9 protein-coding genes and 1 pseudogene are annotated in these 11,794 nt (G+C 71.2%); 6 read left to right on the top strand and 4 right to left on the bottom strand.

The annotated features are described in order from the left end of the window. The first annotated feature begins 44 nt into the window (after nt 1-44). Both IPO09_00525 and IPO09_00520 read left to right on the top strand, forming a co-directional pair. Nucleotides 45-665, top strand: coding sequence for a tetratricopeptide repeat protein (locus IPO09_00525; GenBank protein MBK9515836.1), 621 nt, complete (start codon nt 45-47; stop codon nt 663-665). Nucleotides 666-743: 78 nt separating this feature from the next. Further along, nucleotides 744-3,146 carry a DUF1566 domain-containing protein gene (locus IPO09_00520; protein ID MBK9515835.1) on the top strand — a complete coding sequence of 801 codons (2,403 nt, stop codon included), beginning with the start codon at nt 744-746 and terminating at the stop codon, nt 3,144-3,146. 389 nt (nt 3,147-3,535) lie between these two features. Here IPO09_00520 and IPO09_00515 read toward each other — a convergent pair whose 3' ends face one another. From IPO09_00515 to IPO09_00505, 3 genes are all read right to left on the bottom strand, one after another. Beyond that, a complete protein-coding gene (locus tag IPO09_00515) occupies nt 3,536-4,858 on the bottom strand; it encodes a DUF4215 domain-containing protein (protein MBK9515834.1) in 1,323 nt (440 codons plus the stop codon). A gap of 353 nt (nt 4,859-5,211) precedes the next feature. Then, nucleotides 5,212-5,856 carry a hypothetical protein gene (locus IPO09_00510; GenBank protein MBK9515833.1) on the bottom strand — a complete coding sequence of 215 codons (645 nt, stop codon included), beginning with the start codon at nt 5,854-5,856 and terminating at the stop codon, nt 5,212-5,214. A 452-nt stretch (nt 5,857-6,308) separates the two neighbouring features. After that, the gene (locus IPO09_00505) at nt 6,309-6,647 is read right to left on the bottom strand and encodes a hypothetical protein (protein MBK9515832.1); all 339 of its coding nucleotides are present in this window, start codon (nt 6,645-6,647) and stop codon (nt 6,309-6,311) included. Nucleotides 6,648-7,370: 723 nt separating this feature from the next. On the opposite strand from IPO09_00505, the gene IPO09_00500 reads away from it, so the two are divergent. Together IPO09_00500 and IPO09_00495 are read left to right on the top strand one after the other, a co-directional pair. Beyond that, nucleotides 7,371-7,670 (top strand): nucleotidyltransferase family protein, encoded by a 300-nt coding sequence (locus IPO09_00500; GenBank protein MBK9515831.1) that lies wholly within the window; start codon nt 7,371-7,373, stop codon nt 7,668-7,670. Then, the gene (locus IPO09_00495; GenBank protein ID MBK9515830.1) at nt 7,657-8,004 is read left to right on the top strand and encodes a DUF86 domain-containing protein; all 348 of its coding nucleotides are present in this window, start codon (nt 7,657-7,659) and stop codon (nt 8,002-8,004) included. The genes IPO09_00500 and IPO09_00495 overlap by 14 nt, the downstream gene beginning before the upstream one ends. 4 nt (nt 8,005-8,008) lie before the next feature. On the opposite strand, the gene IPO09_00490 is transcribed toward IPO09_00495, so the two are convergent. Next, on the bottom strand, nt 8,009-8,953 hold the full coding sequence (locus IPO09_00490) for an HNH endonuclease (GenBank protein ID MBK9515829.1): 945 nt from the start codon (nt 8,951-8,953) through the stop codon (nt 8,009-8,011). Between the two features lie 343 nt (nt 8,954-9,296). On the opposite strand from IPO09_00490, the gene IPO09_00485 reads away from it, so the two are divergent. Next, entirely contained in the window at nt 9,297-10,109 is an 813-nt protein-coding gene (locus IPO09_00485; GenBank protein MBK9515828.1) for a hypothetical protein, read from the top strand. Between the two features lie 596 nt (nt 10,110-10,705). Beyond that, a pseudogene (locus IPO09_00480) lies at nt 10,706-11,689 on the top strand (site-specific integrase). Nucleotides 11,690-11,794 lie beyond the last annotated feature (105 nt).

Raw genomic sequence — 11,794 nt, 5'->3', positions numbered from 1 at the left:
CAGCTTCACCTGCTCCTTCACGCACCCGACTCGAGGTGAACGTCATGTGCACCACACCGCCCCGCTTCGCCCTGCTCCTCGCCGCCCTGCTCGCCGCCCCGGCCGCCCGGGCCGAGCGGGCCTCCGCCGACCTCTTCCGGCAGTCCTACGCGGCCGAGGCCCGCGGCGACTATGCCGGCGCGCTCGACCTCGTGGAGCGGCTCGGCCCGGCCGGTGAGGACTACGTGGGCCTGCTCCGCAAGGGGTGGCTCCACTTCCTGGCCGGCCACCACGCCCCCTCGGCCAGCGCCTACCAGAAGGCCGCGGCGCTGGAGCCGGCGGCGGTCGAGCCGAGGCTGGGCGCCATGCTCCCGCTCATGGCGCTGCGGCGCTGGAAGGAGTCGCAGGCGCTGGGTGAGGAGGTGCTGCGGCTCGCCCCCAACGACTTCACCGCGGTGAGCCGGCTGGCCTGGATCCACTTCAGCCAGCTCCAGTACGGCGAGGCCGAGCCGCTCTACCGGCGGGCGGTGGCCGCTTACCCGGCCAGCGCCGAGATGCGCACCGGGCTCGGCTGGACGCTGCTCAGGCTGGGGCGGAGCCGCGAGGCGCGCGTGGCCTTCGAGGCGGTGCTGGCCTTCGCCCCAGATCAGCGCTCGGCGCGCGAGGGGCTGAGCCAGATCCCCTGATGGAGCCGGCGCCGGCGCCTAACGGTATGGCCGGCTCGGAGACCTCATGGGCTCACGAACCGAACGAGGAGCGCCCTGATGCCCCCGCCGTCCGATCGCCGCACCGCCCTTCTCCCGCTGCTCGCCGCCCTGGCCTTCGCTGCCCTGGCCGGCTGCGCCGGCGCGGGCTCCAGCTCCAGCTCGGGCGGGTCCACGCCCTCCACGCCCCGGGCCTTTCTGGTCGTCGACACCGGGCAGGTGAAGACCTTCGACGCGCTCGGCGAGATCGCGCCGCCGGTCGCCGAGCAGCCTTTCTACGGGCAGGATGCCCAGTTCACCGGGAGCCGGCCCAGGTACTCCCGGAGCGCCGACGGCCTGACGGTCCTCGACGACGTCACCGGCCTCACCTGGCAGAAGAGCCCGGACACGAACGGCGACGGCACGATCGATTCGATCGACAAGATGACCCTCGCCGAGGCCAGGGCACGGCCCGCGGTCCTGAACGCGGCCAGGTACGGCGGCTACGACGACTGGCGCCTGCCCACCATCAAGGAGCTCTACTCGCTCATGGACTTCGCCGGCGCCGATCCGAGCGGCGCCACCGGCAACGACACCTCCGGCCTCACGCCCTTCATCGACCGCGCCTCCTTCGACTTCGGCTACGGCGACACGGCGCGCGGGGAGCGGATCATCGACATGCAGTACGCCTCCAGCACGGTCTACGTGAGCACGACCATGCTCGGGAGCCCGACGATGTTCGGCGTCAACTTCGCCGACGGCCGGATCAAGGGCTACACGCTGGACATGAGCTACCAGGGCCCGGGCGACGCCAAGTTCCCCGTTCGGCTCGTCCGGGGCGCTGCCTACGGCGAGAACGACCTCGCCGACAACGGCGACGGCACCATCTCCGACCGGGCCGGCGGCCTCACCTGGACGAAGGGTGACAGCGCCGCGGGGATGACCTGGCCCGAGGCGCTCGCCTGGGTCCAGGCGCGAAACGCCGACAACCACCTGGGCCACTCCGACTGGCGGCTGCCGAACGCCAAGGAGCTGCAGAGCATCGTGGACTACACCCGCTCCCCGGACACCACCTCGTCGGCGGCCATCAGCCCCCTCTTCACCAGCACCGGCATCACCAACGAAGCCGGCAAGGCCGACTACCCCTACTACTGGACCAGCACGACGCACGAGTCGCAGGCCGGCGGCCCCGGCGGCGTCATCGGCGGCGCGGCCGTCTACATCGCCTTCGGGCGGGCCATGGGCTACATGACGGCCCCTTGGGACCCGACGCTCGGCGCCTGGCTCGACGTCCACGGGGCCGGGGCGCAGCGCAGCGATCCCAAGGAGGGCGACCCCGCCGACTTCCCTCAGGGGCGCGGCCCCCAGGGAGACGCCATCCGCATCTACAACTTCGTCCGCATGGTTCGCGGCGGCAGCTCCTACCCGCTCGTCGATACCAGGCAGTCGGCCTGCTACGACACCTCGGCCCCGATCACCTGCCCCGCCCCGGGCGGCGCGTTCTACGGCCAGGATGCCCAGTCCGCGGGCGCCCAGCCCAGCCACACCAGGAGCGGTGATGGCCTGACCGTCCACGACGCGGTGACGGGGTTGACGTGGCAACAGGGCTACACCTCCCGCGTGGGCTGGACGGCGGCCATGGCCGTTCCTGCCACCCTCAACGCCGCCCGCTTCGGCGGCTACTCCGACTGGCGGCTGCCTACCATCAAGGAGCTCTACTCCATCTGGGATGCCAGCCAGGGCTGGCCCTACCTGGACACGACCTTCTTCGCCCACGACCCGGCGGCTGTACCGCACGGGATCCTCTGGAGCAGCACCCGGTTCACCGGGCTGCTCGAGAGCACCACCGACCCGACCGTCGGCGCGGCGATGGCGTTCGGCGTGAACTTCGACACCGGCCACATCAAGGCCTACGCCATGGAGGTGGGGCCGACGCACGGCGTCCGCTGCGTCCGCGGCGACCGCTACGGCGTGAACGATCTCCAGGACCATGGCGACGGCACCATCACCGACCAGGCCACCGGGCTCATGTGGGCGCAGGCCGACAGCGGGGCCGGCATGGACTGGGAGAACGCCCTCGCCTACGCCCAGGCCATGAACGCGGCCAGCTACCTCGGGCACGCCGACTGGCGGCTCCCGAGCACCAAGGAGCTCCAGAGCATCGTGGACTACGGCCGCTCTCCCGGCGCGACCGACCCGGCCCGGATCGGTCCGGCCATCGACCCGCTGTTCAGCGCCACGCCCATCACCAACGAGGCCGGCGACGCGGACTACCCCTGGTACTGGACGGGCACGTCGGCGAAGGCTCAGGCGAGCGAGCCTTACACGTCTGCGTGGTACGTGGCCTTCGGGCGCGCCGTCGGCAGCGATGGAAGGGACCTCCACGGCGCGGGGGCGGTGCGCTTCGACGCCAAGGTCGCCGGGGCCCCTGGGGGCGAGGGCCGGTACTTCAACTTCGTCCGGCTGGTCCGGAGCGCCCGCTGAAGCGTCGGGCGCGCCGATGCGGGGTGGGAGGGCCGGGGCCTCCGGCTCCTTCCACCCTGGCGTCGGGAAGCGGATGGACCGCGGCTCGGTCGGGCCGGGGCTCGCCTCGCCGGCGATGCATCGCTCCCGAGAAGCAGAAGGCCCCGCGAGAACTTGCGTTCACGCGGGGCCGAGATGTCGGACGAGATGAAAGTGCCTGGACCCGGAATCGAACCAGGGACACGGGGATTTTCAGTCCCCCCGTCCAGACCCTCAAGGCCGCGACTTCACGTCGTTTCCCCGAGGGTGCGGCGGAGCGGGTAGCGGATGGGTAGCGGCGCGGGTGCTCCCCTGGCAACCAGGGCAGGTTTCGGGAGAGGCACAGGGGATGTTCGGTCGGTTCCTCTACCTCATGGAGAGACCGAGCTCCAGTTCGGTGCGTCGAGGAGGTCGGCGCGGTTGAAGGCGAATTGGTCCTGGTCGTCGTTTGCCAGTCCATGGGTCGTGCAGGCCTTGATGAGCCACTTCCAGCGCGCCGCGTCGAGCGCCGCTGTACTCGCCAGGAGCTTGGCTGCGTAGTCCGTCGGAGACAGACCATAGAAGGCTGAGAGGTTGGGGTCCTTCGTGCAGCCCACGAACGCCTTCCGGTCGTTCGGGTACCACCTGTAGAGGAAGCCGTGGAGGAGGAAGGGAGCGTCGACGCACTCGGGGCAGTCCGCACCGATGGTGTCTTGCAGGCCCCAGGCTGCGACGGCCTCGGGCCACGACGCGACCGGGTTGGGACCTGGGAGGAAGAGCCCGGAATCCACTGCGAGGTAGGCCTTGGCGTCCGGCCAGAAGAGGCGAACCGTGTCGTAGTTGACCGTCGCCCCGAACCCACCTGCCGAGTAGCCGGCAACCACGAGCCTGGAGGGGGTGGGCCAGGTGGCGGCGATGCGCTCCAGGAAGGCGACCAGGTTGGAGTGGCCCCGGTGGTGGATCGTGTGGGACCCAGTCGAGAAGGCGTAGTCCGCGTCCCTGGCCCCTCCGTGTAGGTCTGCGGTGCAGTACGAGACCCAGACGACAGTAGCCGCCGGAAGCGGGTTTCGGGCGTCCCGGAAGAAGGGCGTCAGCCCGGCCTCGATCACCTGGAACTGCGTGGCTCCGTCCCGGAGCCCGCCGGCCCCGAGCGAAAGTTCACAGCTGGCGGCGTCTGTGCAGTAGTCACCCCCGGCCAGGTAGATGTGGAGCTCGCTCGACGTACCAGGAAGGACGGCGAACCCCGCCTGTGTTCCGTCTCCGCAGGTCGCGCCCGGAACGTCGATCCAGGTCCACTGGTCCACCGTGAGCCCCGTCAGCGGCGCTCCGAGCGTCGGTGGTGTCCGGGAGCGTGGCGCCAGTGCCGAACAGACGCTGGGAACTCCGTGGCACTCGAAGCCAAGATCCACCAGGCTCTGCGGGGAGCATCCGTCACCAGCGGTGACGTTCCCGTCATCGCAGACCTCCGGACCAACGAGGACCCCGTCGCCCGAGATCGGCGTGCAGGCCGTCCTGCCGCCGGTCGGGGTCGTGCAGTTCCAGCCTGGCTCCACCTTGAGAGCCGACGAGCAGCCGTCGCCGGATCTGACGTTTCCGTCGTCGCAGACCGCAACGCCGCCGTCAGAGTCTCCGCCGCCGCCACAGCCTGCGCCGAGGAGTGAGAAGGCAACCGGGACCAAGGTGGTGAGCAGGAGCTTCGTGACGGTGGGTCTCATGGTCCCCTCCCCACGGGAAGCGCGCCCGTGTTGATACAGTACGGCCAACAGCGGGCGTGGAGGGCGCGCCGATCGTGCCGGCGCACTTGGCCTTCCCGATCGACGGCTCCCGCCGGACCAGCGGCCATGGAACTGCCTCCTGCGAATCAGGATCGGCTTCCTATGTGGATCCGGCAAGCGCCCCGCTGTCACGGCCCGGCGAGGTCGACCCAGCATGGTGAACCGGCGCGGGTGCGCCAGTTGGTCACCCTCGAGCGTCGAGACCGTTTACGCAGGACTGGATGCGCCCCCCAAAGGCTAAGAACGAGGTGCCGCCTCTGGCGCCTCGTCCAGCTTCATCTGGTAGCGCTTCCTCAACAAGTAGCGGTGATCGGCCGGCCTCGCGCCTTGCGCTTTCTCTTCGCCACCACGATGCCCGCGTGCTGGGCCAGGTCCGCGTCCAGGGTGTGGAGCTGCTTGAACACGCTGCTGATGGAGCAGTCGCCGCGCTGCGCCAGTTCTCGCAGCGAGTGGCCCGACAGGCGACCCGCCAGGAGTTCCCGGTTGGCGTTGGCGAGCCGCGTGAGCCACGCACCGAGGTCGATGGCCGAGTCGAGGTACGGGGCCGGATCGCGGCTGGTGCGGTGTGAGAGGGCCAGGTGGACGGCGCGGTCTTCCTCGTTGGCGAAGTCGCCGTCCTCGTCGAGCAGGCCGTCGAGATGGAGCACCTCCGCCTTGCCGTCCACGTAGTTGCTCCGGTGCATCACGTCCCGCCGCGCCTGGCCGCCACGCGGAAGCTGCCGCCGGAGATCCTGGGCCCGGAGCCGAACAGCGTATACGACGAGCGCGTCGTCGAGCCGGATGCCTGCCTCCGCCTTCCGCCGGGCGAGGGCCCAGACCATGCCCAGCGCCTCGGCGAGCCGGTCGTCGGCGTCGAGGGGTGACAGCCGCCGCTGGATCGCGTCGAACGCGCCGTTGGTCATCAACCTCGTGAACTGCTCCTTCAGCGTCTCCGCCATGAGGGAACTCCGCCTTGGCCTCGGGCGGACGGAGTCCACGCGGGAGGGCGCGGGCATCCGCGCCGACCTGGGCGTGATGGGGGTGACCTGGACTACCGGGCCGGAGGGACCACCCCTCGGGCTCGACAGCCAGAGAGCCTTGGCACTCCTGAAGTACCTGGGCCTACGTCCTTATCCCCAAGAATCCCGGGCATTTGCCTTGGCTGTCGGCGGCCTGGGTCCCCAGCGGCCCGGTTCCTGGTGGAGCCCCAGAACTTTGGAGGCGGGGGCCGACCCACCCCCCTCGGTCGCCGAGGGCCGCCCCCACCGGCCGAGCTGCCTGGCAAGCGGGAGAGCTGGCCGACCAGAAGCAGGACTGCCAGGGCCGCTGGACCCCCTCGTGCGAGGCCCCGGCACGCTCCACCCACTCCCCCTTCGGTTGGCTGGAATCGTTTTCGCGGTAAGCCTCGCGATTAGCGAGGCTCGGCCCGGCCGACGACTCGGAGCTCGACCTGCCAGGTGACGGACGAACCCGGGCCCGTGGCGTCCTGGCCTGCCGTCAGGTCGCGAACGAGCTTGAGAGCCCGGGCGTGCTGTTCCAGCTCCCGGCCGAGCCGGGCGCGGTGCCGGTCGAGCCGACGGGCCTCCTCGCCGTCGCCGAAGAGGACCACCTCGGTGAGCCGCTCCCGCTCTCGTTCGAGGTCGGCCTTCAGGACCACGAGTCGCTCGACGATGGCCGCCTCCACGTTGCGGGCGGCCACCGCCACGGCGGCGAAGCCGTCGGCGGTGACCTCGATGAAGGCGTCGAGCACCAGGCCCTCCAGCGCCTTGGTGAGCGAGATGGTGACGCCATGGGTAGGTCGAGCTTTCCCGCCCGCTCCGCCACCACCTCCATGGCAGGCATGAGCCGGCGCACCGCGTCGGCGTCCACGGTGGGCGGCACCGACTCTGCCAAGGCCACAAGCCCCTGGACGGCGGCGAGCACCTCGGTGGCGTTGGCGACCGCCACCTGCGCGGCCGAGCCCTTCACCTGATCCTCCACGGAGCTCGCCACCAACCGCTCCTCGGCGCGGGCGAGTCGCCCTTGCCTGAAGTCCGTGTCGGCGAGCCGGGCCACCAGCTTCGCCTCGCCGGCGGTGGCCGGGCGGAGCGACTCGAACCAGGTGGCCAGGTTGGCCTCGTACATCGCCGGCGTCTCGCCCACCATGAGCGCGCCGTGGGCGGCGAAGCCGTGGACGATGCCGTTGGCGGCGCTGGCCACCTTGCCGAGGGCGGTGACCGGGCCGGCGGAGCGAGCGCCGTTCAGGCGGCTGGCAGCAGCCTGGGCGGGGGTGCGGGGAGGCGGGGCCGAGGGGTCCATTCCTTGATGGTCCGCTTCGCCGAGACCTGTGGGAACATTAATGATGTCGGATGCTTGTCCTGCCGAAGCCCCTCGGCCAGCTCGGTATGAACGCACATGTCCCGTTCATATCGAGCATTCCTCGGCTGGCGGTGGCGCGGTCGGCGCGGCGTCCGGCCTGGGCTACAATGCCGCCATGTCCTCGAGGCTCCAGCTCGACCGGGAGGCGGTCGCCGCGTTCTGCCGGCGGCACCACGTCCGGCGGCTGGCGCTCTTCGGCTCCGTGCTGCGGGACGACTTCACGCCGCAGAGCGACGTGGACGTCCTCGTCGAGTTCGAGCCCGGCCACGTCCCTGGCCTCGCCTTCTTCTCGATGGAGGCAGAGCTGTCGGCGCTCGTCGGCCGGAGGGTGGACCTCAACACCCCGGGCTTCCTGAGCCGCTACTTCCGCGACCAGGTGCTGGCCGAGGCCGAGACCCAGTATGTCGCGGCATGACGACTCCGTCCGGCTGCGCCACATGCTCGACGCCGCCGTGAAGGCGGTGGCGCTGACGGCCGGGAAGTCGAAGACGCAGGTGGCGGCCGACGAGATCGGCCAGCTCGCCCTGGCCCGCCTGCTGGAGATCGTGGGCGAAGCGGCGGGGAAGGTCTCCCCGGAGTACCGCGCCGCCCACCCCGAGCTGCCCTGGGCCGAGATGAGCGGCCTACGGAACCGGCTGGCGCACGCCTACTTCGACATCGACCTCGATGTGCTGCTCGACATCGTGGCGAAGGACCTGCCGCCCCTCATCCGGCAGGTCGAGGGTCTGCTGGGCGAGAAGCCCGCGTAGCCGTTCACACGGCCCGCCGCGCCTTGTCTGCGTAGGGGCGGAGCTTCTTGGGCGAGCAGGGCGGCGGCAGGCGGCCGCAGTCGAGCCAGCTCTGGATGGCCAGGTCCACGGCGGTGGTCTTCTTCATCTTCGCCATGAGGCCCACGGGGACCTTCACCTCCCCGGCGGCGGCGTCGAGGTCGAAGTGGTGCTTCACGAGGAGCCGCACGACAGCCGCCTCGCCCGGCGTGCAGCCGCGCCGGATGCGGCCGAGGTCGAGGAGGCGGTCTCGGCGACACGGACGAGACGCGGGCGGCGGGATCTTCTCGCCGCTGTCCAGGTGGTCGAGCTCGGCACGGAGGCGCGGAAGAGCGGCGGCGAGCACCTTTTCGGCGGCGACGAGGTCGCGCACCGGCGGCGGCGTGGCCGGCCCTGGGTTCGGCGGGGACGAGGGCCCGCTCGTGGAGCGCGCCGCCTCGATCCACGCCCTCAGCTTCGCCGCGTCCTCCGCTCGCTGCGCCTCACGGGCGAGGAGCTGCTCCCGGTAGCGTAGCTCCTCGATGAAGCCGAGCTCCCTGACCTCGGCCTCGGCCTGCGGCCGGTAGAGACCGCCGAGGTGCCAACGCTTCCGGTACGTGAACTTCTGGCGCTTGGCCGCGTGGGCGAGGCCGTGGGCACGAGGCGTCCCGATGCCGAGGTTCGAGATGGTGGCGTTCAGCTTGTCGCAGTCGATGTGGTGGATGACCTCGCCGTCCTTCTTCGGGCGGAGGTTGCCCTTGAAGAAGTTCCAGGTCGCGACGTGGAGGGGTTCGATGGGCCCGTCTGCGTCGAAGAGCCAGGGGTAGTTCTCGTCGTAGGGGACCTCGTCGCCAAAGCCGACGGAGATCCCGCCCGAGTGGACGGCGGCCTCGAAGAGGCGCGGCTCGATCTTGATGCCGTTGACGTCCACGTACTTCAGCCTCTTCTTCATCTTCATCTCCTCGCGCAAGAGAGCGCGTCAGCGGGGCGCTTCGAGGGGGCTCCCCGGGTTGGTGCCGGAGAGGACGTGGGCCGCGAAGCGGCCGAGTCCCCTGGTTCCAGATGCACCCGTGGGGAGCCCCCTACCTGTTGGTGGGGGTGCTCACCTCGCTCCGGGGGTTAGGACCAGTCCTCGTCGAGTGCGGGCACACGGGCTGGGACCACTCCGACCGAAGGTCCTGACGCTCTCCAGTCCGGTCGAGCCGGGGGGTTCCCGAGAGCGCCGTGGCGTGAGCCACCGAGGACCATGTTGCGCCCGGGGGTGGCCGATCTATGGTGACGCCCCGGGGGTGGGGATGGACGACGGCCTGGAGATCGAGCGGGTCCTCAAGCGGCTGCGGAGGCTCCGGCGCTTCTCCGGCGTGGAGCTTGAGGCATACCCGGAGGGCGCGGAGGAGGCCCTCTTCACGGCGCAGCTTCCCCTTCCCCAGGCGGTGGCCATCCTGGAGCGGCTCCGGCGGCTGCCGGAGGCGGCGTCTCGTCGCCCGGCCGACGACGAGATCGAGCGGGTGTTCCGCGAGGTGCTGGCCCCCGGCCTGCCGGCCGACCTCGACATCACCATCGAGATGGACGCCCTCTTCGGATACGCGCCGGGGGAAGACGTGGCCCCCACGGCGGTTGAGCTCCGCGTCCAGCTCCCCAAGCCGCGCCCCGCCCGGAGGGATGCTCGGCCTCCTTCGCGGCGGGCGTCCACGCGCCCCTCGCCACGGAGCGAGGCGGAGGTCCGTGAGGCCGAGCGCAAGAGAAGGGTGCGCGCCCGCTCGCAGAAGAGACGCGCCAAGGCCCGCGCCGAGCGGGAGGCGAAGACGGGCCGGCCGGTGAGAACGGGCAAGGTGGGTTACGTCACCCTGGCGTTCGACCAAGCGACCGGCCTGGAGGTCTGGGTACCGTCCACGCCCAGGGCCCGCACCGTCCTCCGTGCCGCCGACCGCGTCTGGAAGCGCGGCGTCGAAACCGGCGGGGCCTTGGCCCGCTACCTCAACGGCCGTGACGTGAAGCCGCTGGAGGGCGAGACCTTCAACCGCACCATGATGCCCCGGGTGATCGACGCGCTCGTCCGCTACCGGCGGTCCAAGGTCGTCCTGCGTCACCATGAATCGGCCAGGTGATCTGAGAAGCTGATCGGGCGTGACGGTGCCGGGCTGCGCGGGGAGGTCCCGCCCGCCGTCAGGCCCACCGGAGGATCGGCCGATGGCTCAGCAACACCAGCACCCACCCGTGACACCGGAAGTCCGCCCCGCCCCTCGGCACAAGGACCTGGGCGGCTTCATCACCGTGTTCGACCGGCTCCGGCCGCTGTCGGTGGCGGTTCGGACCCCGTTCGAGCTGTGGCGGGCCTCCCGGCCGCCCTGCCCGTCCGTCCTGCATCGGCCTCGACTGGCGCTCCCTCGGCCGCTGCGCCGCCACCGCGCCGTTCGCCAGCGCCGGCATCGTCGCCCTTGTGGTACCGCCCGGCGCGTCGCCGGTGATGACGCCGGCGGCGACGACCCTGCCCCACCAGCCTCACCCCACGTCAGCGCGGGGGCGCGACCGTGAAGCCGCATCTCACAGTGGCGCAGGTGTCCGCCGCCCTCGGCGTCCACCCGAGCGTCGCCTACCGAGAGATCCACGCCCACATGAAGTTCGTCGTGCTGGGCGTCCACTCCATCCGCGTCCCGCAGGAGTCGCTCGACGCCTACCTCAAGAGCAGGACCAAGGAGCCCTCATGTCCAGGAAGCGCAGCCGCGAGCGGCTCTACCAGAAGAAGGCCGGCGGCACGTACTACTGCTGGTTCTTCGCCCCCGATGACGGCCGGCGGGTCGTCCGCTGCACCAAGACCCGCGACCGCGAGCTCGCCCGCCTCTTCCTCGCCAAGGCCGAGCGGGACGCCTTCGAGGCCCACGCTACGGGTCGTCCAGCCCCGCACTCGGGCGCGGACCACTCCGTCGCCGACGCCCTCCAGCAGTACGTGACGCTCGGCGGCTCCGACCTCTCCGACGCCACCTGGAAGATGGTGGGCGTGAAGTCCGGCCAGCTCCTGCGGCTCCTCGGCGACCACGATGTCACTGCCCTCACCATCGACCACCTCCAGGGCTACATCGAGACCAGGCTCGGCGAGGGTGCGGCCCGCGAGACAATCCGCAAGGAGCTCTCGGTGCTCCGCCAGGTGCTGAAGCTCGCCCACGAGCGCGGCAAGCTGCGCCACGACCCGCGCCTCCTCTTCCCGCGCTTCCGGGTCCGGTACGTCCCCAGGGAGCGCCACCTCACGCCGTGGGAGGCCGAGGCTCTCTTCCAGCACCTCCCGGAGGATCGGCGGCTCTGGGTCCTCCTGGCCGTCCTCCTAGGCCCCCGCCTCTCGGAGGTGGAGCGGGCCGACTGGCGCGACGTGGACCTCGTCGGCGGCTGGTTCCGCGTGCGCGGCACCAAGACGCTGCTGGCCCACCGGCGCGTCCCCATCCCGGCCCCGCTGCGGCCGCACCTCGAAGCGGCGCAGCGCCCCTCGGGCCCCATCGTCGGCCGGTGGCGGAACTCCTGGCGGGATCTCGCCCGGGCCTGCCGCCGCGCCGGCATCGAGCGGGTATCGGCCAACGACCTGCGCCGCACCTTCGCGAGCTGGATGAAGCAGGGCGGCGAGGACTCCGCCGTGGTGGCCCGCCTCCTCGGCCACAGCTCCACCCGCATGGTGGACCTCGTCTACGGCAAGCTGAACGCCGAGAACTTCAAGACGGCGGTGGCGCGGCTGCCGGCGCTGGCCCTGCCGTCGGCGGGTAGCACATCGGTAGCAGAACCGGCCCCAGCCGAGAGAACGGCGAGA

The sequence above is a fragment of the Anaeromyxobacter sp. genome, assembly GCA_016718565.1.
Taxonomy (GTDB): Bacteria; Myxococcota; Myxococcia; order Myxococcales; family Anaeromyxobacteraceae; genus JADKCZ01.
Note: the sequence above shows the minus strand (reverse complement) of the source record. Positions and strands in the feature narration are given on the sequence as shown.

Bases quoted from the DNA above. Each gene is read 5' to 3' on its own strand.
- IPO09_00510 (MBK9515833.1), bottom strand. From the start codon at position 5,856: ATGGCGGAGACGCTGAAGGAGCAGTTCACGAGGTTGATGACCAACGGC.
- IPO09_00495 (MBK9515830.1), top strand. From the start codon at position 7,657: ATGTCGCGGCATGACGACTCCGTCCGGCTGCGCCACATGCTCGACGCC.
- IPO09_00525 (MBK9515836.1), top strand. From the start codon at position 45: ATGTGCACCACACCGCCCCGCTTCGCCCTGCTCCTCGCCGCCCTGCTC.
- IPO09_00490 (MBK9515829.1), bottom strand. From the start codon at position 8,953: ATGAAGAAGAGGCTGAAGTACGTGGACGTCAACGGCATCAAGATCGAG.
- IPO09_00515 (MBK9515834.1), bottom strand. From the start codon at position 4,858: ATGAGACCCACCGTCACGAAGCTCCTGCTCACCACCTTGGTCCCGGTT.
- IPO09_00485 (MBK9515828.1), top strand. From the start codon at position 9,297: ATGGACGACGGCCTGGAGATCGAGCGGGTCCTCAAGCGGCTGCGGAGG.
- IPO09_00520 (MBK9515835.1), top strand. From the start codon at position 744: ATGCCCCCGCCGTCCGATCGCCGCACCGCCCTTCTCCCGCTGCTCGCC.
- IPO09_00500 (MBK9515831.1), top strand. From the start codon at position 7,371: ATGTCCTCGAGGCTCCAGCTCGACCGGGAGGCGGTCGCCGCGTTCTGC.